Source organism: Cobetia sp. PS-4MA (assembly GCF_057670765.1).
The window spans coordinates 2,101,643-2,123,388 of sequence record NZ_CM173107.1 but is presented as its reverse complement, the minus strand read 5'-3'; the positions used below and the strand labels follow the sequence as shown (position 1 = coordinate 2,123,388).

The following is a 21,746-nucleotide window of genomic DNA, read 5'->3' as shown; positions in this document are numbered from 1 at the left end:
CGTCTGCTGTCGGGGAATGCCTCAGCCCGCCAGGTGATACAGCTGATTGTTGGCGTAGGCGCGGGCATTCTCGGGACGCGACAGATAGCAGGCGTCGTGCTCGCCCATCGGTGTCGCGGTGCCGAAGGTCATGTCCACGCCGCGCAGCGGATATTCCTCGGCGGGGTCCAGCGGATGCGGACAGGTGTGCAGCAGGACGAGGGTGTCCATCTCGAAGCGCAGGGTGACGCTGTCACCGGCGGCGCAGTGGTCGGTGACGTAGTGCAGGTTGGCGTCTTCATCGGCGCGCACGCGGGAGAACAGATTGAGGTTGGCGCACAGGTCGCGCTCGCTCAGGCCGTACTTGGCCATCTCGATCAGCAGGCTGTCGTGACCGGTGGGCGTGAAGTCATTGAAGGCCTGCTGGTAAGCCTTCTTGTGCCAGCCCTTGGCGGCGAAGTGCTGCTCCATCAGGTTGCCGCTGGCGCTGTCATGCCAGCCGAGATCATCCTGGATGATGGAGGCGAAGATGCGGCCCATGTCGGAATACAGGCAGTGACCTTCGGTGAGACGGAAGGTGTGCTGACCCTTGAGGGTGTCCGGCAGATTGAGGCGCTCAAGCAGATCCAGCGGGTTGTACATCACCAGACCGACATTGGCGTTGGCCTCGCGGGCGGTCAGCTTGAGCGCGCTGCCACGCGGCATGCGCATCGACCAGTGATGGCCGCCGGGCAGATGGGTCTGGTATTTCGCGGTGAAGCTGGCGCGGGCGCTTGAGTCGGGGTTGGGGTTGGAATTGGCGCTGGCGCTGGCGGTGGTTGCGGCATCAAGCGGTATGTTCATTGATTTGGCCTCCGGTGAGAGTGGCTTGGGAAACGGAGTGGGCTGGCGTCGTCAGCGTTTCGTGCTCGGGCGTCGGTTGGTCAGCGCCCGCTTGGACAGAGCTCGTTTGGACAGAGCCCGGCTGCTGAGACGACGCCTTGGCCTTGCTGCGCTCGGTGGGCAGGTCGTAGGTGATGGTCGAGCCATAGGCCTGCGGGGCCTGCGGGTCGACACGCACCTTGTCGAACACCCAGACGCGCGAGCCCAGCTCGAACGCTTCCTTGAGGTCGTGGGTGATCATGAAGATGGTCAGCTGCTGTTCTTCCCACAGACGCAGGATGAGCTGGTGCATGTCCTTGCGGATGCCCGGGTCCAGTGCGCCGAAGGGCTCATCCAGCAAGAGGATGCGCGGCTTCATCATCAGCGCCTGGGCGATGGCGAGGCGCTGCTGCATGCCGCCGGACAGCTCATGCGGGTACTTGTCCAGCGCGTGGGACAGGCCGACTTCTTCCAGGCGTTTCTCGGCGGCGACCCGTGCCTCGCGACGCTTGGCCCCGAACAGCTTGCCGGTCAGCGGGGCGCGCGCCAGCTCCTCGGCCATGATCACGTTGCCCAGCACCGTGAGGTGCGGGAAGACGGAATACTTCTGGAAGACGATGCCGCGGTCCGGCCCCGGCTCGCCGGGGATGGGCTTGCCGTCCAGCAGCAGCTCACCGCGCGAGACGCCCTCGGTGCCCAGCAGCAGCTTGAGGAAGGTGGTCTTGCCGCAGCCCGAGGCGCCGACCAGGGTGATGAATTCCCCGGCCTCGACGGTCAGGTTCATGCGTTCCAGCACGACCTGCTGGCCGTAGTGCTTCTCGAGGCCCTTGGCGTGGATCAGGCTCATGATTGGCTCTCCTCAGCGTGGTACCAGGGGAAGGCGCGGGTCGAGACGAGCACCAGCAGACGGTCGAGCAGAAAGGCCAGCAGCGTGATCCAGGCCACGTAGGGCAGGATGACGTCCATCGCCAGATATCGGCGCACCAGGAAGATGCGATAGCCGAGGCCGTCCTGGGCGGCGATGGCTTCAGCGGCGATCAGGAACAGCCAGGCGCTGCCGAGTGCCAGGCGCGTGGCGCTCAGAAGGCGCGGGGTCAGCTGGGGCAGCAGTACGCGGGTCAGCACCTGCCAGGAGCTGGCGCCCAGCGTCTGGGCCTTGATCAGCTGCTCATCGGGCAGGCGCAGGGCCTGATTCTGCAGGTCGCGAATCAGGAAGGGCGTGATGCCGATGACGATCAGCGCGATCTTGGCCAGCTCACCCGTCCCGAAGGCGATGAACAGGATCGGCAGGATCGCCATCGGCGGAATCAGGGACAGCACGGTGATCAGCGGGGACAGCTTGGCGCGCAGCAGCGGCAGGCCGCCGGTGAGCAGGCCGACGCTCAGGCCGATCAGCGCACTGATCAGCACGCCGGCCAGCAGGCGTTCGAGGCTGGCGAAGGTGTCGGTCCACAGCGGCAGATCGCCGGTGCGCACGTTGACCTCGGTGGCTAGCTTGGCGAAGGACTCGCCCATGGACGCGAAGGACGGCAGCAGGCGGTCGTTGGGGTTGTCGAGCAGTCGCTGGTTGGACTGCACGATGTAGAGGATGGCCAGCAGCGCGAAGGGCAGGCCACCGAGCAGCCAGCGGCCACCACGGGAGGGTGTCAGATTGATCAGGCGTTTCATGCGCGGGCTCCACGGGTGCGAACGAGAGGTGCGGTCGAGGGAGGCGGTCGGTTCACCAGCCACAGAGACAGCTTTCCTGCGGCTGGTGTGCGGCATCCACCGCGTGGCGTTACTGGCTGTCGGCCAGTGCGGCGGTATAGCTCGGGTCGAAGCGCAGCATCACGTTGCCTTCATCGCCGACGATGCCGGCAGGCGTCTCGATGCCGATGAAGCCGGCATCCGGTGCGCCTTCACCCAGCAGCCCCTGCGCGAAGCTGAAGTCGGCGATGTGCTGCATGGTGTCCTTGAGGCTCGGCGCATTGAAGGCGGCCACGGCCTCGGCGGGGGTGTAGTACATGTGGGTCGCGGCCAGCTGGGCCTGATAGCCGGCGAGGTCGGTGCCGGCGGCATCGGCCATCTGGGAGAGCGCGGCTTCGTCGCCAGCCTTCATCTTCTCCATCACCTCATACCAGGCGCCGACCAACGCGTGGCCGAAGTCCGGGTTGTCCTTCAGCGTCTGGGTATTGACGACCATCAGGTCGAGAATCTCGCCGGGGATGTCACTGGAGTTGAAGACTTCGGTGTAGCCGGGCATGTCCTTGAGCGTGGCCAGCTGGGGGTTCCAGGTCACCACCGCCTGGGTATCGGTGTTGCTGGCCAGCGCCACGATGTCGGCATCGCCGGTATTGGTGGTGGTGAGGTCGCGCTCGCTCATGCCGACGCTGTCCAGCGCGCGTGCCAACAGGTAGTGGGAGACACTGAACTGCACCAGATTGACCTCACGGTCCTTCAGGGACTCGATGGAATCGCCGTCGCGGACCATCACGCCGTCATTGCCATCGGAGTAGTCACCCAGAATCAGCGCGGTGGAATCGACACTGCTGGCGGCGGGGAGGGTGAGGGCATCCATGTTGGTCATGGCGCAGCCATCGACATTGCCGGAGGTGTACTGATTGATGGACTCGACGTAATCGTTGACCTGCACCACATCGATATTGATGTCGTACTTCTTGGCCCACTTGTCGACGATGCCCTGGGTGTCCGCGTATTCCCACGGCATCCAGCCGGCATACACCGACCAGCACACGCTGAAGGAATCCTGTGCCATGGCCTGCGGGCTCAGCGAGGCGCCAAGCAGCAGGGCGCCGGCCAGCGCGGCACGTCGGGAGGTCTTGCTGGATACGGCGGATACCGCCGGGGAGTCAGATGCGACAGCAGCGGATGGCGCCTGAGCGCAGGCATCCGAGAGGGAAGTCGTAGACGGGGAAAGGCGAGTGGGCTGGGTCATTGTCGTTATCTCCGGCGGAAAAAGTGAGAGGCGCCGACCTTTTCAGGCGTTGCGTCTCCCGGGCTTTTGTCCCGCCGTGTAACCCCCAGCTTGGAGGTCGAGTGCTCTCGGACCAGTCGTGACGGCCATCAGCCAATCACCGGAACCCTAGCGCTCCATTGGTGTAGATTTTCGATTGTTGTATGCCTATCGGTGCCTCGGTGAATGTCTAGCAGGAAGTGTGCCGGAGAGATTTTTTCCATATAAAACAATGGAATATAAGATTTCACGCAACACGTATATGCATATCGAAATCGTACGCTGCACCAATTTGATGAATTTTACCGTCGCTTGCACCTTAGTGTATTAAGTTGAGATTGAGTTTTATTCAGTGGGAGATCGGGGAGAAAATCCAGAGATCTTTTATGCTTGGTTTCATAGAATAAGTTTTGCACTCATTGCTATGAATCCAGTGTTAACAAGCGGTATATGGTGGCCCCTTGTTCAATGATGCCGATTCTGATGTCTTACACGGACTGAATTGAATTGATGGAGCCTTGGACTATCCAACAGCGTGATCAGCTCGACACGGCTTCGTTCCTTGCAGCTTTCATCCCATGACGCCCGACGGGCACCATCATCGGCTTGCCGGTAACGGGGTCCGGGGTGATGTGGCTTTCCAGCCCGAACACCTCCTTGATCATCTCGCGTGTGAGTACCTGCTCGGGCGGGCCACTGGCATGAATCTGGCCATCTGACATGGCGATCAGCACATCCGCGTAACGTGCGGCCAGGTTCAGTTCATGCAGCACCATCACGATGGTGGTGCCGCGAGCGTGGTTGAGGTCTGTCAGCAGGTCGAGCACTTCCACCTGATGATTGATGTCGAGGAAGGTGGTGGGCTCATCCAGCAGCAGAATGTCCGTCTGCTGGGCGAGCGCCATGGCAATCCAGACACGCTGACGCTGGCCGCCGGAGAGTTCATCCACCGCTCGTTCGGCGAGTGCGGCGGTGTCGGTGGCGTTGAGGGCTGCCAGCACCGCGGTGTCATCGTCACGCGTCCAGCGCTGGAACAGTCCTTGATGCGGATGCCGACCTCGGCTGACAAGATCCAGCACCGTGATGCCTTCCGGGGCGATCGGTGACTGTGACAGCAGCCCCAGCTGGCGGGCCAGTTGACGTGCCGGCAGGCGGTGGATCGACCTGCCATCCAGCAGCACCTCGCCTCGCGAGGGAGGCAGCAGGCGCGAGAGCGTGCGCAGCAGGGTGGATTTGCCGCAGGCATTGGCGCCGACGATCACGGTGATCTCGCCCGAAGCGATGTCGAGGTCTATCGACTCGAGCACCGGCCGCTCGGCATAGGCTGCCGTCAGGCCATTCACGCACAGGGAAGGGTGGGTCATGAGGAAACGACTCGCTGAGATGACGGGTGGTGAGGATCGGAGGAGGAAGATGGCGGCGTCGGCTGCCTGCTGCGTCGTTGTCTGCGCCCTGAGGGCCCCGGTCCTTGATGTTCTCGCATCAGCAGCAACAGCAGCACCGGTGCGCCCAGCACGCCTGTCACCACGCCCACCGGATAGCGCGCAGGCAGCAGGAACTGGCCGATGAAGTCCGCGACCAGCATCAACAATGCCCCGATCAGGGCGGCCGGGATCATCATGGAGCCGCGCCGCCGGAACAGGCGCGTCGCGATGGGCCCGCTGACGAAGGCGACGAAGGCCACCGGGCCGACCACCGCCGTGGCGCAGGCAACCAGCCCGACCGCCGAGAGAATGATGATGAAGCGCGTGAGCGAGAGCCGCACGCCGAGACCGTTGGCCATGTCATCGCCCATGCGCATGACGTCCAGATGCCGACCCATCATCAGCAGCAAGCTGCCCAGCAGGCCCAGCGCCAAGGCAAGTGGTGGTAGCTGATTCAGGGTGATGCTGTTGAGGCTGCCGGTCATCCAGCGCAGCGCCTCCTGCAATGACCAGCTGGGCGCCTGCGTCAGCAGATAGGCGGTGATGCTCTGCAGCATGGCGCCCAGTCCGATACCGACCAGAATCAGCCGTGCCCCGGCCACTCCCTTGCGCCAGGAGAGGGTGTAGATCAGCAGCGCCACGCCAAGCGAGGCGGCAATCACCAGCAATAACACCAGTGTGCCGCTCAGCGACAGCATCACGATGGCGAATACCGCCGCCGTGCTGGCACCGGCACTGATGCCGATGATGTCCGGACTGGCCAGCGGATTGCGCAGCATGGCCTGGAAGGCGGCGCCGCCCAGTCCGAAGCAGCAGCCCGCGACAACCGCGACCAGCGCACGCGGCAGGCGCAGCTCGGTGATGATGAAGCTGGCCCCCGGCACGTTTTCGCCTAGCAGTACCTGAAGCACCGTGAGTGGGGGAATGAAGCGCTGTCCCTGCATCAGGACCAGGCTGAAGACGGCGAGCACCACGGCCAGCAATCCCCAGAGGGTGAGGCGGCGCTGGCGCTTTCGGGCACGCCGCAGGCGCGTCAGGGTGGCACGCGAGGTGGGATGCGTCGCAGACGAGGCGTCAGGCAGGAGAGGGCTCACAGTGATTTCACCTTGTGGCGACGGACGATCCAGATGAAGAACGGTGCGCCGACCAGTGCCGTCATGATGCCCACGTCCAGTTCGGCGGGGCGTGCGATCAGACGTCCGAGAATGTCCGCCGAGGTCAGCAGCAGGGCACCGGCCAGCGCCGAGAGCGGCAGAATCCAGCGGTAATCGCTGCCCACCATCAGGCGACAGACATGCGGCACCACCAGCCCGACGAAGGCGATGGGGCCACATACCGCGGTGATGCCACCACATAGCAGAATCGCGCCCAGTGCCGCCATCACTCGCACCCGCGCCACGCGTTCGCCCAGCCCGCTGGCCATGTCATCGCCGAGCGCCAGCAGGTTGAGTCGGCGCGCCGAGAGCCCGCAGATCAGCAGGCCGCTGAGCAGGAAGGGCAGCGCCGGGGTGATCTGTGCCCAGGTCGCGCCGCCGACACCGCCGATCAACCAGGACTGGATCAGCCCGCCGATGTCGGCGCGCGGCAGGATGATGGCCGTGCTCAGAGAGCTCAGCGCCGCGGAGATGACGGCCCCGGAGAGTGCCAGGCGCAGCGGGGTCGCTCCGCCACGCCCGAGACTGGCGATCAGATAGACCACCACGGCGCTCAGTCCCGCCCCGAGAATGGCCAGCCACAGATAGTCGCTGGCCTGCTGGATGCCGAACCAGGCGATGCCGATCACCACGGCGAGCGCCGCTCCGGCATTGACGCCGAGCAGCCCCGGGTCTGCCAGCGGGTTGCGGGTCAGACCCTGCATCACGGCGCCCGACACGCCCAGCGCCGCCCCGGCCAGCATGGCCAGCAGGGTGCGCGGCAGGCGGCTGGCCACGGCGGCCTCGGCCATCGAATCCAGCGAGCCATCCAGTAGCCCCGTGATGTCGGCCCAGTGGGTCACCCGCGCACCGAAGGCCACCGACAGGGCGAGGCTTGCACACAGCGCCAGCCACAGCAGCAGGGTGCCCAGCCAGCGCCGCTGACGGCTGGCCGAAAGCGGCGTGAGATCACTCGCCCTTGCGAGCGGCGACGGACAGCTGGTCAACATAGTCGTCGAGTACCCAGGGAATCGAGAGAGGTGTGGGGTTGGCGGCAGTGCCCATCGGGCCGTTCTCCAGCAGCACCACCGCGTCCTGCTGGATGGCGGGCAGGCGGGAGGTCAGCAGATGCTCGTTGAGGCGGTCGATCAGCGGTTGGCCACCGTAGGTCAGCACGATATCGACATCGGCCAGCTCATCGAGGCGCTCGGCGCTGATCTGACCGGCAAAGCGACCCTCGACGGCGGTCTCGCTGACGAATGGCGGCGAGACCATGCCCAGCTCGTGGAAGAAGCGCACTCGGGCATCGTTGTCGTTGTAGAAGGCGATGCGGCTCAGATTGGTGGGGTCGATGTGGCTGATCACGATGATCGACTTGCCCTGGATCTCGGGATGATCCGCGATGTTCTCGGCGATCCGGGCCTCAAGACGCTCGATCAGCGCCTCACCCTCGGTGGCCATGCCCATGCCGGCACTGTCGTGGCGGATCATGTCGCGCCAGCTGGAGGACCAGCGCGGCCCCGGACGTGCCACCACCGGCGCGATCTTGCTCAGTGTCTGATAGTCGGCTTCGCTCATGCCGGAATAGGCCGCCAGGATGACGTCCGGCTGGCTGGCGGCCACCGCTTCGAAATCGATGCCATCGCCCTCGTCGAACAGCGTGTACTCGCCGGCGTCAAGCTCCTCCAGGCGCGCCTTGACCCACGGCATCATGCCGTCATCGTCGTCATCCCCGAAGGCCTGGCGCGGAAAGCCCACCGGTACCACGCCGAGTGCCAGCGGCACCTCATGATTGGCCCAGGCGACGGTGGCGATGCGCTGCGGCTTTTCCTCGATGACCGTCGTGCCGAAGGCGTGCTGGAGGATGATCGGGTAGTGCTGGGCGTGCCCTGCCGCTGGTGAGGCGTCAGACGCGGATACCGTGGAGGGGGTGTCAGCGTGAGATGTCGCTGATGCCTGTGCCTGGGCGGCAGGCACGAGACTGGCGGCCATGATGGTCAGGCCAATGGCGCAGGAAAGTCGTGTGAGTCGCAAGGGAGAATCCTTTTTTCAATCGGGTCGCGGATGACAGCCCCTGAATCGTGAGGGGCTGTCCAGAGGAAAGGCTGGCCATCGGAAAGGCTGGCCATCGGAAAGGCTGGCCATGAGAAATGACGCGCCTGTCCTCAGAAGTCGTAGGTCATGCTCAGCAGGGCACTGCGCGGCGCACCATAGAGGTACTGGCTGTAGAAGCCTTGCTGGGTGTAGTACTCCTCATCGAAGAGGTTGGAGACGTTGAGCTGGGTGCTGAAGTGGTCATTGATGCGATAGCGCGCCATGGCGTTGGCCAGGAAGACATCGCCCTGACCGACCTTGGCGGTGCCGGTCGGGGTATCGGCGTCACGATAGGTGTCGCCCTGCCAGGTACCGCCGGCGCCCAGGGTCAGACGTGACCAGTCACCGGGCAGCTGCCAGGTGGCGTAGACCTTGGCCTGCTGGCGTGGATAGCTGGTATTGAGCTGGGTGCCATCGGAATCCTCGGCATCCACCAGCGCGTAGCTGGCGGAGAGGTTGATGCCCGGGGCGACTTCACCGGCCACTTCCAGCTCGAACCCTTCCACCACCGCGCCGTCGGATTCGGTGTAGGCCTGATCGGTGGTGCCCGCGACATAGACGCCGGGGATCTCGACGGCCAGGTTGTCCTGCTCGCTGCGGAAGACGGCGAAGGACACGTCAGCGCGGTCATTGAACAGCTCGGCCTTCAGGCCCGCTTCATAGCTGGTGCCTTCCAGCGGATCGAGCAGGGCGCCATCGGGGGCGCGTTCGCTCTGGGTGTTGAAGATCTGCGTGTAGCTGGTGTAGGCGGTGAGGTTGTCGGTGATATCGACGATCAGGCCGGCATAGGGCGTGAACTCGTCGTTGTACTCATAGCTGCGCTCACCGCGATAGTCCTGGTCGATCTCCCAATCCGTCAGGCGGGCACCGAGGATCAGATGCACGGGGTCTGCCAGCGAGAAACGCGTGACGGCGTAGAAGCCTTCCTGCTTGGTCTCGGTGTCATCGCTCAGGCCCCACTCGCCCCATTCGGGTTCGGCCAGCGCCGGGTCGTCACGATCGGTGAAGCTGCCCAGCGCCGGCACGCTGCTCGCCGGGGTGCGACTCCAGATCTCGTACTCTTCCTTCAGCTGCATATAGCCGAAGCCCAGCTGATGCTCGCGACCGAACAGCTCGAAGGGACCTTCGGCGCTCAGGTTGAGGTTCTTCTGGGTCCGGTCTCCGCGGTAGTCCAGCAGATAGGAGCTGGTGGGCACCTGGCGGTTGGTGTCGTAGTAGAGGATGCCGTTGTCACGGTCGACGTAACCGCCACGGTAGTTATAGGTCAGCCCGTAATTGGCGTCGCCGTGGCTGTAGGCGGCGGTCGCCTTCCAGCCATTGGCGAAGTAGTGGGTCAGGTCCGCGAAGCCACGCGTGTTCTCGGTGAAGAAGTGGGCCCACTCGGTATTGTTGGCGACTGACTGATCGAAATCGGTCCGCGAGCCGTCGGTGTAGTAGAGCGGCACGCCTAGATAGGCGCCGTCCTGGTCGTAGCGCTGGTATTCGATGCCGACATTCAGTTCGGTATCCGGTGTCAGTTCCGCGGCGATCACGCCGTAGAGGGTCTCGCGGTCATTCTCCACGTCATCCATGAAGCTGTCGGAGCGGTCCTTGGCGGCCACGAAGCGCACGCCGACCTTGCCGGCGTCATCCAGCGGCGTGCTGACATCCACCACACCACGGCGGCGGTCCCAGCTGCCCACCGCGCCTGTCACGCTGGCGGCGGCTTCCTCCAGCGGCTTCTTGCGTACGAAGTTGACGGTGGCGGAGGGATCGCCCACCCCGGTCATCAGGCCGGTGGCCCCGCGAATCACCTCGACGCGATCATAGATGGCGGTGTCCCACTCGGCGTCACCGAAGGGCCAGAAGCTGCTGGTGTTGCTCTGCTGGCCATCGAACTGGAAATTGCGGATCGAGTAGCCACGCGACTGGAAGTTGGTGCGCGTGCCATCGAGACGATTGGAGGACACCCCCGGCAGGCGGTTGACGGCTTCCGTGGTGCTGGTGAGCGCCTCATCCTCCATCTGCTGGCGGGTCAGGAAGCTGATCGACTGCGGTGTCTCGCGCGGTGACAGCGTCAGGCCATTGGCGCGGGTGCTGGCGCCGACCGTGTAGTCACGGGTCAACTCGGTGGTGGAGGTCTGCGCTTCACCGACGATGGTCATGGCTTGCAGCTCACGCGTCTCGTCAGCCGACACCAGGCTGGGAGATGCAGCGCTAGCCAGCGCGATGGCGAGGGTCAGTCGAGACAGCGGCAGTGAAGATGGCGCGGATGGATGTGACACGTTGGCGTTCCCTGAGTGCTTTTATAAGAATGATTATTATTCACTGTGAGGGGCGGCCGATGTTTTGCGAAATGCCAGAAAACCTTTGCGCAGCGCCAGACTTTGCACGAATCGAGGAACTTTTCGCACGTCGATGCCCATGCTGCCGGCGTTGGTGAGAAGAATTGCTGAGTAGAACTGCTGAGAAGAACTGAAGGGAGGCATTGAAGAAAGGCGCTGGAGAGGTGCTGGAGAGGTGCTGGATAGGTGCTGGATAGGTACTGAAGAGAAGTGCGAGGGAAGGGGCCGGCGAAAAGCGGCCGGCGAAAAGCGGCTCGCTGATAACGGGCAAGGAAAAAGGGGCAAGGGAAAGACATGCCCGCCGGCAGTGGCCCCTGGCGGCGTTGCGAGAAGCGGGGCATCGGGTTACGGCGGCGCAACCGCGCGATGGATTGTGAGGCTTACGAAAGTCTTATATGTTGGTTTTGCTCATAAAGTATCAATAAATATAACGACAAGGACATGACATGACTGACGTTTCAGAGGCGGTTGGGCCACAGCAGAGCCTTCATGAGCAAGGCATGACAGGGCAGGGCGCCGGCGAGACGGCGCGCAAGGCGCGGCCGGCGTCTCCCTCACGGCGCGGCTTTTTGGGCATGAGTGGCGCAGCGCTTGCCGGCGCGGCCCTCGGACAGTTCCTCCCCGGCATTCCGCAGGCCTTCGCCAAGGAGGCCCCCGCGACGGCGGCCACGCTCACGCCTTCCGCCAAGGCGCCGGTGCGACTCAACTACAACGAGAATGCCCTCGGCATGGCCCCCTCGGCGCAGCGTGCGGCCTCGGCGTCCATCGCGCATTCCAATCGTTATCCCTTCGCCCACATGGGCAAGTTGCAGTCACTGGTGGCGACGCATCACAAGGTCAGCCCTGAAAGCGTGCTGTTCACGCCGGGCTCTTCCGATGCGATTCGGGCCAGCGTGCTGGCGCATGCGACCCCGGACACTCAGCTGGTCATCCCGGAACTCACCTACGGCGATGGTGCCTTGTACGCCGGCTTCTATGATCTGGCGATCAACAAGGTGCCATCCTCGCGTGAGGACTGGTCGTTCAAGCTCTCCGACATGCAGCAGGCCGTGGCGGACCACGCCGGCCCGTCCATCGTCTATCTGGTGAATCCCAACAACCCGACCTCGACCATCATCTCCAGCGATGCGCTCTACGCCTGGGTCAATGCCAGCCGCTCCGACACGTTGTTCATCATCGATGAGGCCTATGCCGAGTTCGTCAATGACCCGGCCTTCCGCTCCGCGGACAGTCTGGTGGCGGGGGGCGCGAAGAACGTGCTGGTGCTCAAGACCTTCTCCAAGATCCACGCCATGGCGGGACTGCGGGTCGGCTATGCGGTGGGCGATGCCGAGCGTCTCGAGCATGTCTCGCATTACGTGGAAGATGACGCCATGACATTGTCCTACCCCGGGGTCATGGCGGCGACGGCCTCGATGCAGTCACCGGAGTTTCTGGCCCACAGCAAGCAGAGCAACGACGAAGCGCGTGCCATCTTCACCGCGACGCTCGATGAGCTGGGCTGGGAGTATCTGCCCAGTCAGACCAACTTCGTCTTCCACCGCATTTCCAGGCCGCTCAAGGAATTCCAGGCGGACATGAAGGCGCGTCATGTGTTGATCGGCCGTGCCTTCCCGCCGGCAGACGGCTGGTGTCGCATGTCGCTGGGCACCCCTGCGGAAATGCACTACGTGTCAGCCGTGTTGCGCGAGATGAAGGCGAAAGGCGTGGTGTGATCCGCATCGACGTATCCCGGATTGGCTGCTGCCTCTAAAACGCCCGCCATTGCGGGCGTTTTTTGGCTGATGTGGATGGTGTCTTGTGCCGCCATGCACCTGCCGGCCATCATTGCGCCCCGCCAGGCCATTCCTTCTTGTTTTCCACTAGACACCGGGACACAGATGCACCCTGTCGTGTGCCTCCTGCGCGATGACGATCTCCTCATCGGTGGCAATGATGTAGATGCCGATGCGTGACTCGTCACTGCTGATCTTGCGTTCATGGCGTGCATTGGCATCGGCGTCCAGCCTGGCCCCCAGCCAGCCAAGCCGCGAGATGATGAGCTGGCGCACCCGTGAGGAGTTCTCACCGATTCCGGCGGTGAAGACGATGCTGTCGAGGCCTCCCAGGGCGGTGGCGAGAGCCGCGATTTCATTGGCCGCTCGGTAGCAGAAGAGCGCGATCGCGGTGCGGGCCTCGGGCGCGGCATGTGCCTCAAGCTCTGCCATGTCATTGCTGATGCCCGAGACACCCAGCAGCCCGGACTGCTCGTAAAGCAGCTGTGAGACTTCCTGTATCGACATGCCCAGCGATTCCAGCAGATACAGCACGACACCAGGGTCCAGTGAGCCACAACGCTGTCCCATCATCAGTCCTTCCAGCGCAGTGAACCCCATGCTGGTCGCGACACTCTTCCGCTCGCGCATGGCACACAGGCTGGCACCATTTCCCAGGTGGGCAGCAATGACGGCTCCCTCGGCGGCGGCTCCCAGGCAGTGAGGCAGCTGGCTGGCGAGGTACTCATAAGACAGGCCGTGAAAGCCATAGCGCAGCACACCTGAGTCCGTCAGGTGACGAGGCAGGGCGAATTGCTGGGCGAGCGGGTCCTGTGTGCGATGAAAGCTGGTGTCGAAACAGGCGATCTGCGTCAGGTGCGGGGCCGTGGCGGCCAGACAGCGAATCGCCGCGAGATTGTGCGGCTGATGCAGCGGCGCCAGGGCAATCAGCGTCTCCAGTTCCTCAAGCAGGGCGGGCGTCACTCTGGCCGGGCCATGATGCCGGCGACCGCCATGCACGACACGATGACCGGCACAGGTAATCGTCATGTCCACTTCATGATGTTCCAACCAATCGAGCAGCGGAGGTATCAGTGCCTCGTGATCCGCCTCTGGCCATACGGCCATCAGCTGGTCTGGTTGCAGTGGTTGGCCGTCAGCGTCGTGCGCCGAGATGCTCGGATGTGTGCCGATGCCGGAGATCTTGCCGCGCAGGCGCATCCGGGGGCCGTCTGATTCGTTGGCATAGACGGCGAACTTGAGACTCGAGGAGCCCGCGTTCATCACCAGGGTGGCATCTTTCACCGCTTTCGCTACCGGCAGCGTCTCCGCCTCCGTCCCCATCTCCACCTCTACCTCTACCTCAGGTAGCGAGTCTGTCATCCGTCCGCTCGGCCTCTCGCTCGTCAGTCCCGTCGTCGCCACCCTTGTCGTCTCATCGGTCACCTCTGTCATGGCAGCGCATCCGTATGGTGGCTGAGATACAGCTGCGCCAGGGCGCAGGAGGCTAGACGGGCCAACAGGCTATCGGCGCGACTGGTGAGAATGATCGGTACGCGCGCGCCCAGCACGATACCGGCGGCATCTGCGCCCGCCAGGTAGATCAGCTGTTTGGCGATCATGTTGGCGGCCTCGAGATCTGGCGCTATCAGGATGTCGGCATCACCGGCCACGAGAGACTGAATGCCTTTTTCGCTGGCTGCCTTGGCCGAGATGGCATTGTCGAAGGCCAGTGGACCATCGAGCAGCCCGCCGGTGATCTGGCCGCGATCCGCCATCTTGCACAGCGCAGCCGCATCCAGCGTAGAGGTGATGTGCGGATTGACGGTTTCCACGGCCGAGAGCAGCGCGACCTTCGGCAAGGCCACACCGAGGGATTGCATGAGGTCGATGGCGTTCTGAACGATATCGCGCTTGTCGATGAGGGAGGGATAAATATTGATCGCGGCGTCCGTGACCAGCAATGGCTTGGGATAGGTCGGAACATCCAGCGCATAGACATGGCTGATGCGGCGTTCGGTCTTGAGCCCCAGATGGCTGTCGACCACGGCCTCCATCAGTTCATCAGTATGCAGCGACCCCTTCATCAAGGCGCCGACCGTACCGGAGCGAACCAGTGCGACTGCTGCCGCCGCTGCGGCGTGACTGTGAGGGACATCAATGATGTCAATACCGTCAAGCGACAGCTCGGCGGCGCTGGCGGCAGCCTCGATCTTCGTCCGAGGGCCGATCAGGATGGGCACGATGATCTCGCGGCCTGCAGCTTCCAGCGCACCGGTCAGCGACAGGGCATCACAGGGATGCACCACCGCCGTCACAATGGCGGGCAACTCACGTGTCGCGGCAATCAGGCGGGCATATTGCGCACCCTGCACATGCAGGTGTACCTCCGGCAGTACCACGCGCGGGCGGCGGATCTTCCTGTCTGGTGCGATGACGCGCGCTTCGCCCTCGATGACGATCTTGCCGTGCTGGTTGGTGCAGGTGCATGCCAGCACCAGTCGTCCCCGTGGCAGCTTGGCATTGACGGCAATGCGCACGTCTATCGTGTCGCCGACGCGCACCGGCGCCTTGAAGGAGAGGGTCTGGTCGAGAAATATGGTGCCGGGACCGGGAAGCTCGGTACCCAACACTGCCGATATCAGTGCGCCGCCCCACATGCCATGGGCAATGACGCCATGGAACATGGCAGAGCTCGCAAACTCCTCATCCACGTGCGCGGGATTGACGTCACCGGACATCACGGCAAACAGCTGGATATCTTGAGGCTTCAGTGTCCGGCTGAGCGTGGCGCTGTCCCCGACCCTGATCTCGTCATAGGTGCGGTTCTCGACATATTGCAGGCTTTCCTGTACCCGCAAAGAGGTCGTCTTGTCGACTCCCGGTGGTGCCACTGAGGGCTTTTCATGGGCGTCCGTGTCTTTTGCCCCCGTGTCTTCTGCCCCCGTGCCAGATGTGCTTGTCTCTTGAGCGCCTGTGCCGAGTGCGCTGTCATCAGGGCTGCCTGCATCATGCTCGGACATGAAGACCTCCGTCGATATGGATCGTTTCACCTGAGATGAGGCGGGTGGCGTCACTGGCATACATTGCGGCTACCTTGCCGACCTCTTCGATGCTGACGAGTGATCTTTGCGGTGAGCGTTGCCTGGCGGCATCGATGAGTTCATCGAAGTGAGCGATGCCAGATCCCGCGCGAGTCAGTAGCGGGCCGGGTGAGAGAGCATTGACGCGGATGTCGCGTGGCCCCAGCTCTACCGCCAATGAGCGCACGGTACCTTCCAGCGCGGCCTTTACCGGTCCCATGACGTTGTAGCGGTCCACGACCTTCTCACCACCGTAATAGCTCATGGTCAACAGGCTGCCACCCTTGTCCATCAGCGGTTCCGCCAATCGCGCCATGCGAATCAATGAGTGCACCGAGATGTCCATCGCCCGCAGGAAACCAGCTTGCGAGCAATCCACTACACGTCCCTGCAAATCCTCGGCTGGGCAGTAGGCGATGGAATGCACGAGAATGTCGAGTCGGCCCCAGCGTGCCTTTATCGCTGCGAAGACGGCTTCCATTTCCCCATCGACCTCGACGTCCAGCGGCAGCAAAAGGTGCGCGCCGACGTCATCCGCCACGGCTTGGACATGGGGGTGGGCCTTGTCATTGAGATAGGTCAGTGCCATTTCGGCACCTGCTGCGGCAAAGGCGTGCGCGCAGCCGCTAGCGATGGAATGAGAATTTGCCACGCCGACGATCAGGGCTACCTTTCCTTGGAGGTGTGTGTCTCGTTCCATCAGATTGCCTCACTCATGTGGGCTGGCATCAGGCCTTCACGACACCAGGTTTGCTGGGCACCAGGTCTGTTGGGCACCAGAGTTGCTTGGCAGCAGAGTTGCTGGACACCAGAGTTGCAAGACGTCAGGTTTGCAGGACATAGCTGCCGGGGGCGTCGCACAGGGCAACGTAACGTCCTGTCGAAGCCCCCATCGGTGGCGGAGAGACAGGTGCGCCGGAATGCCCATCGAGCCAGCTCGCAAAGGCTGGCCACCATGAGCCGTCCTGCGGCGCCACGTCGGCAAGCCATTCGTCAGGGTCTCGGAAGGCAGCATTCGCCGCGGTATCGGCGATACGGAAGTGACGATGTTGATGGCCAGGCTCAGAGACGATCCCCGCATTGTGGCCCCCGCTGGTGAGCACGAAGGTCATGTCCACATCGACGAACAAGTGAAGCTTGTAGACCGAATGCCAGGGGGCGACGTGGTCGTCCTCGGTACCGACTGCAAAGATCGGTGCGCGGATGTCCGAGATGCTGATCGCCTTGTCACCGACGTGATAGTGGCCCTCTGCCAGGTCGTTGTTCAGGAACAAGCGGCGCAGGTATTCCGAGTGCATGCGCGCTGGCATGCGGGTGGCATCCGAATTCCAGATCATGAGGTCGAAGGAATGACGGCGTTGTCCCAGCAGATAGTGCTTCACTGCTGGCGTCCAGATCAGATCACGTGCACGCAGCAGGGCGAAGGTGCCGGCCATCTGGTCGGAAGACAGGTAGCCCTTGTCTGCCATCATGTCCTCGATCAGCGTGACCTGTGAGTCGCTGATGAAGAGGCGCAGTTCACCGGCCTCGGTGAAGTCGACCTGCGCGGCCAGAAGGCTGACCGTGGCCAGGCGATCATCTCCGTCACGGCTCATCGCCGCTGCGGCGATTGCCAGCAGCGAACCGCCAAGGCAATAGCCGACCGCGTGTAGCCTGGAGGCCTGGGTAATGGCCTGTATGGCGTCGACGGCATCCATGATGCCCAGTCGGCGGTAGTCATCCATGCCGAGGTCGCGCTTATCGGCGCCAGGATTGGTCCAGGACAGCATGAATACGCTGTACCCCTGTCCCACCAGGAAACGGACGAACGAGTTTCCGGGCGAAAGGTCGAGGATGTAGTACTTCATGATCCAGGCCGGCACGATCAGTATCGGCTCGGGATGCACGCTACCTGTGGTCGGCGTGTACTGGATGAGTTCGATCAGTGCATTGCGGAAGATGACCTTGCCGGGCGTGACTGCCAGGGTATGTCCCACCTCGGGGGGAGGCGGGGTTGCCGTCTTCGCTGATTCGCCCATGCGTCTCAGGTCTTCCAGCAGATGCTGTGCGCCCCTCACCAGGTTCTGGCCCTTTTCGCTCACGGTCGCCGACATTACCTCGGGATTGGTTGCCGGGAAGTTTGAGGGAGCGGTCGTGTCGACGACCAGACTCGTCACGAAGGCCATCAGATTTTTGTGTTCTGGCGACACGCCATGAACCTGTGACATGGCGTCTTGCCACCATTGCCAGGTCTGACGGTGTGCCTGTGACCAGACATTGAAGGGCAGTACCTGCCAGGCATCGTCGGCAAACCTCCTGTCCTCTGCGTCATCGTTCGCGCCCATACCAAGGGCCGTATGCCAGATCGCCATGTTCCCTCTGAGGGCTGATTCCATCAGGTTGAGTTGCTTGCCCGGGGAAATGGCCAGGTGTATCGCCCAGTCCATCCAGGCCTCACCAAGCACTGACGGCGCCAGTCCCAGCGTGGATCTGGCAACGCCTGCGTGAACGATGCGGTCGATCGTCTCATAAAGGGTTGACTCGCCTTCGGGTGGCGCCTTGATTGTCGCTGTTGGATCGCTGGATGGATTCGGCATGAAGCCTCCTGGGATGTGTAGAGCAGGCGCTCTATCACTTGTCGCATCATAGGCCTGGCACGAGCGTCAGAGCCTGATCTCCATCAGCTTCTCTGGCAGGCCACCTCACGGATTGCCTGCGGCCGCGCCGGTGCCAAGCTCGATGATTTCAGCGGTAATGGATTCTTGTCGTACCTGGCGCAGCGTGGCCTTGAAATCCTCCAGTTCACGTTCGATCTGAGTGGCTGCCGAGGTCATGGCCTCCATGCGCGCTTCATTCTCGGCCGCAAAGGCGTGCAGCGCGGCCTGACAGAGGCGCGCATGTTGATGCTCCTGTCCCAGGCGCGTGACAAGCTGCTCGCGGGGCAATGGCATCAGCGGAGTCGTGCGTCGATAAGGACTCGCGCGTCGATAAGTGGATGCCTCGCCGGTATGCGTCGCCACGGGCGAGACCTTGTGTGCATCTGCCATCACGCCGTTGCGTGACAGCGGAAGGAGCGGTTGGAGTACCAGTTGGGGCCGGCCCTTGAGCCAGCGCGTATAGACGATATCGAGGTGGGTGAAGGGCTGTTGCTCGCGTGCAGCCTCAATGGCGTGCGTGATGTCATCGGCAAGTGTCGGGATACCGAGAGAATGTGAGGGCATGGCGGCAGACCACTCGGGTGTCACTTTGCGTGTCGAGGCGACGACGAGACCGCGAGTGCCGATGATCATCAGCGGCGCTGTCATGCCTCGCGTGATCTGCGGCATGACGCTATCCAGTACGCGTTCACTGAAGGCACCGGCGAAGCCTTGCTCAGCGAGAAACAGCACCAGTGCCGTGCCGGGAGCAGACTGCTCGATCGCGACGTTCTGAGCAGGAGAGACGCCATGGGGAAGGGTGTCAGCATGCCGCGATGAACGACTCGGTGCGACGGTGTCCTCCGGCGGCATTGAATATGCCAGAGCGCTTGAGATCAGCTCGCTGTAGCGATCCACGGCTGCCACCTGAGCCTTGGCGATGCGTGCCCGCGCGGCGGCAATGCCCTTGATGGCGTTGACCACGGCCCCCAGCTGCTGCACTCCCTCGATGCGGGCACTGATATCGGAGAGACGTTCTGTCATGAGATGTCCTCCGACGTCGATGCCGCCCCGGTGTTGGCCTTGCCATCAGACTCATGCCCTCCAGGGGGCCCGGTGTCTGGCGGATTGCCTTGTACCGCAGTGGTGATCAGTGGCTTCATCATGTTGAGCAGTGCTTCGCGGGTGTCATCCTGCATCCCGCCCTCTGCAAGTGCCGGGGAACAAGGTGATTGAAGCGAACGATCCGTCTGAGCCTCACGATCCAGTGCGTCTGGCAAGGCAGCACGCAAGGAGGCGAGTGCCGGCGGCGACAGCGTATCCAGCAGTCCGGCATGCAGGGCGCTCAGCAGTGCGACCTCGTCGATGAGACGCAGCGGTTGATGTTGAGGCTGGCGGAGAATCGCGCGAATGCACTCCCCCCTGCGAAGCTGGTCACGCACGTGACCATCCGGCATGCCGCCGAAACGCGTGAAGACTTCGAGTTCCAGAAATTGCGCGTAATCCAGCCGCAGCGTACCCGCGGCCTTGCGCAGTACTGGCGCTTGGGTCTTGCCGCCGACACGACTGACGCTCAAGCCGACATCCACTGCGGGTTTCTGTCCTTGATGGAAGAGCGCGGCGTCCAGCACGATCTGGCCATCGGTGATCGAGATCAGGTTGGTCGGAATATAGGCCGATAGATTGCCGGAGTCGGTTTCCGCGATGGGCAGCGCGGTCAGCGAGCCGCCGCCCTTGGCAGGAGATAGCTTGGCGGCGCGTTCCAGAAGGCGAGCGTGCAGATAGAAGACATCCCCGGGATAGGCCTCGCGGCCGGGTGACTGGCGTGTCAGCAGCGCAATCTCGCGGTGGGTGGCCGCATGCTTGGAAAGATCATCGATCACGATCAAGGCATGCTGGCCCGTGTCGCGGAAATGCTCCGCCATCGTCATGCCGGCATAAGGGGCAATCCACTGCAGGCCTGGCGCCGAGGCCGAGCCTGCGACCATCACGATGCAGCGCGCAAAGTTGCCCTGAGAGGTCAGCGCATCAATGGCACGTCGCACGCTGGACGTCTTCTGGCCGACCGCGACATACAGACAGATCATGTCACTGCTGCGCTGCGCGATCATCGTATCGATGGCCAGCGTCGTCTTGCCGGTGGCGTGATCACCGACGATGAGTTCGCGTTGGCCGCGGCCGAGGGCGAACAGCGTATCGACGGCAATGATGCCGGTCTGTACTGGCTCGGTGACCAGGTCTCGCTCGATGATCGACGGAGCCGGGCGCTCGATGGGCAGGGTCTGCGTGGTGACGATCTCCCCCTTGCCATCCAGCGGACGCCCGAGGGGGTCGATCACGCGTCCCAGCAAGGCGTCACCGACCGGCACCTTCACGACATCTCCCGTGCCGCGCACGGTGTCTCCCGCCTGGACAGCCGTGCTGGTGTCCAGCAGCACGCAGCCGATGCTGTCATCGTTCAGCACCTGCGCGAAGCCGACCTGGCCGCCTGAAAATTGCAGCACTTCCTCCAGCCCGACATTCTCGAGCCCGGAGATCATCGCGACGCCGTCACCGATTTCCTCGACGCGTCCGCGATGCTCGGTCTGGGGAGCAAGCGTCGTGTGTTGCAAGGTGTCTTGCGCGTTCACGCGCCACGCCGGTGTGTCAGCTGACATGCTGCGTCTCCCGCGGGCTGCTGGCGGAGGGAGGTGTCGGCATGGCTTCAAAGGCCTTGGCCAGCACGCTGAGGTCTGATTGCCAGCTGTTGTTGAGGGCAAAGTGCGCACTGCGCAATTCCACTCCCCCCAACAGGGCCGGCTCGACCTCAAACCTCAGGCTGGGCAGGGGGTCCAGCTCGCGCGTGAGGAGATCTTTCAGCTCCGCCTGTTGGGTTGCTGACAGCTGGGCTGCAGTGATGATGCTGAGCACGTTGTCTGACGGTGCAGTGTCAGCAAGCTCGCGCGTCATGGCAGCCTCTGCCCCCCTTGCCGAGTGGGCGGGGGGCTGCTTCGCTGCCGGGGCATGCTGAAGCGCCCCTGTCAGGGCATCACGCTCATGCCGGGTCAGTGTGGTGATTTTGTGGTGCAAGCGCTCACGGAAGGCGGCATGGACGGCGGCGTTATCCAGTGGCGCAAGCAGTCTTGCGGCAATCGCTACCGCCAACGACAGGGCATGCTGGGTGTCTTGCTGACGTGTGAGGTCACTCTCGCGCGTGATGGCGTCGTGAGCACTGCTCAGCAGTGCTTCAGCCTGCTGGCGCGCCTGGGCGAGCGTCTCACGACCTTGCGCTTCGGCCTTCAGGCTTGACTCCTTGAGCAGGGCGCTGCGCTCTGCCGCGATGTTGGCATGCGCCGCATTCAATGAGGCAAGATGTCTGTCCGCCTCGGTGTGCGCGTCATCGGCGGCGTCGAGCGTGGCCTGTGCCGTTGCGCGGCGCTGCTCGATGGCCTGTGAGACAGGCTTCCACAGCACGCGCGAGAGCAGCCAGATCAGGATGAGCACGTTGAGTGCCTGCAACCCGATTCCCCACCAGTCGATAGTCATC

Annotated in this window: 17 protein-coding genes and 1 riboswitch; of the genes, 1 reads left to right on the top strand and 16 read right to left on the bottom strand. The window is 63.3% G+C overall.

Going from position 1 to position 21,746, the window contains the following annotated elements:
* Positions 1-21 precede the first annotated feature (21 nt).
* From AC26AR_RS09050 to AC26AR_RS09010, 9 genes are all read right to left on the bottom strand, one after another.
* Positions 22-822, bottom strand: a complete 801-nt coding sequence (locus AC26AR_RS09050; RefSeq protein ID WP_488106795.1) for an urea amidolyase associated protein UAAP1 — start codon at positions 820-822, stop codon at positions 22-24.
* Positions 806-1,687, bottom strand: a complete 882-nt coding sequence (locus tag AC26AR_RS09045; protein ID WP_488106794.1) for an ABC transporter ATP-binding protein — start codon at positions 1,685-1,687, stop codon at positions 806-808. Before AC26AR_RS09045 ends, AC26AR_RS09050 begins: the two co-directional genes overlap by 17 nt.
* Positions 1,684-2,508, bottom strand: a complete 825-nt coding sequence (locus AC26AR_RS09040) for an ABC transporter permease (protein WP_077371317.1) — start codon at positions 2,506-2,508, stop codon at positions 1,684-1,686. The genes AC26AR_RS09045 and AC26AR_RS09040 overlap by 4 nt, the downstream gene beginning before the upstream one ends.
* Positions 2,509-2,617: 109 nt before the next feature.
* Positions 2,618-3,775 (bottom strand): putative urea ABC transporter substrate-binding protein, encoded by a 1,158-nt coding sequence (locus tag AC26AR_RS09035; protein WP_488106793.1) that lies wholly within the window; start codon positions 3,773-3,775, stop codon positions 2,618-2,620.
* A gap of 53 nt (positions 3,776-3,828) precedes the next feature.
* Positions 3,829-3,937: riboswitch (guanidine-I (ykkC/yxkD leader) on the bottom strand.
* Positions 3,938-4,332: 395 nt separating this feature from the next.
* On the bottom strand, positions 4,333-5,157 hold the full coding sequence (locus tag AC26AR_RS09030) for an ABC transporter ATP-binding protein (protein WP_488106792.1): 825 nt from the start codon (positions 5,155-5,157) through the stop codon (positions 4,333-4,335).
* On the bottom strand, positions 5,154-6,311 hold the full coding sequence (locus tag AC26AR_RS09025) for a FecCD family ABC transporter permease (RefSeq protein ID WP_488106791.1): 1,158 nt from the start codon (positions 6,309-6,311) through the stop codon (positions 5,154-5,156). Before AC26AR_RS09025 ends, AC26AR_RS09030 begins: the two co-directional genes overlap by 4 nt.
* Positions 6,308-7,360, bottom strand: coding sequence for a FecCD family ABC transporter permease (locus AC26AR_RS09020; RefSeq protein ID WP_279854887.1), 1,053 nt, complete (start codon positions 7,358-7,360; stop codon positions 6,308-6,310). The genes AC26AR_RS09025 and AC26AR_RS09020 overlap by 4 nt, the downstream gene beginning before the upstream one ends.
* Positions 7,320-8,384, bottom strand: a complete 1,065-nt coding sequence (locus tag AC26AR_RS09015) for an iron-siderophore ABC transporter substrate-binding protein (RefSeq protein WP_488106790.1) — start codon at positions 8,382-8,384, stop codon at positions 7,320-7,322. Before AC26AR_RS09015 ends, AC26AR_RS09020 begins: the two co-directional genes overlap by 41 nt.
* A 131-nt stretch (positions 8,385-8,515) precedes the next feature.
* Positions 8,516-10,708 (bottom strand): TonB-dependent siderophore receptor, encoded by a 2,193-nt coding sequence (locus tag AC26AR_RS09010; RefSeq protein WP_488106789.1) that lies wholly within the window; start codon positions 10,706-10,708, stop codon positions 8,516-8,518.
* A gap of 506 nt (positions 10,709-11,214) precedes the next feature.
* Between AC26AR_RS09010 and AC26AR_RS09005 the strand changes: the two genes are divergently transcribed.
* A complete protein-coding gene (locus tag AC26AR_RS09005; RefSeq protein ID WP_488106788.1) occupies positions 11,215-12,483 on the top strand; it encodes a pyridoxal phosphate-dependent aminotransferase in 1,269 nt (422 codons plus the stop codon).
* Between the two features lie 147 nt (positions 12,484-12,630).
* On the opposite strand, the gene AC26AR_RS09000 is transcribed toward AC26AR_RS09005, so the two are convergent.
* From AC26AR_RS09000 to AC26AR_RS08970, 7 genes are all read right to left on the bottom strand, one after another.
* A complete protein-coding gene (locus tag AC26AR_RS09000; protein WP_488106787.1) occupies positions 12,631-13,905 on the bottom strand; it encodes an acetate/propionate family kinase in 1,275 nt (424 codons plus the stop codon).
* Positions 13,906-13,973: 68 nt separating this feature from the next.
* A complete protein-coding gene (locus AC26AR_RS08995) occupies positions 13,974-15,416 on the bottom strand; it encodes a bifunctional enoyl-CoA hydratase/phosphate acetyltransferase (RefSeq protein ID WP_255317671.1) in 1,443 nt (480 codons plus the stop codon).
* Between the two features lie 115 nt (positions 15,417-15,531).
* Complete coding sequence (gene fabI, locus AC26AR_RS08990) at positions 15,532-16,305, bottom strand: enoyl-ACP reductase FabI (protein WP_136939320.1); 774 nt, start codon at positions 16,303-16,305, stop codon at positions 15,532-15,534.
* Positions 16,306-16,429: 124 nt separating this feature from the next.
* Complete coding sequence (locus tag AC26AR_RS08985; RefSeq protein ID WP_488106786.1) at positions 16,430-18,181, bottom strand: PHA/PHB synthase family protein; 1,752 nt, start codon at positions 18,179-18,181, stop codon at positions 16,430-16,432.
* 105 nt (positions 18,182-18,286) lie between these two features.
* Positions 18,287-19,264 carry a F0F1 ATP synthase subunit gamma gene (locus AC26AR_RS08980; RefSeq protein WP_488106785.1) on the bottom strand — a complete coding sequence of 326 codons (978 nt, stop codon included), beginning with the start codon at positions 19,262-19,264 and terminating at the stop codon, positions 18,287-18,289.
* A complete protein-coding gene (locus AC26AR_RS08975) occupies positions 19,261-20,877 on the bottom strand; it encodes a F0F1 ATP synthase subunit alpha (protein WP_488106784.1) in 1,617 nt (538 codons plus the stop codon). Before AC26AR_RS08975 ends, AC26AR_RS08980 begins: the two co-directional genes overlap by 4 nt.
* Entirely contained in the window at positions 20,867-21,745 is an 879-nt protein-coding gene (locus AC26AR_RS08970; protein ID WP_488106783.1) for a F0F1 ATP synthase subunit delta, read from the bottom strand. Before AC26AR_RS08970 ends, AC26AR_RS08975 begins: the two co-directional genes overlap by 11 nt.
* Between the last annotated feature and the right edge of the window lies 1 nt (position 21,746).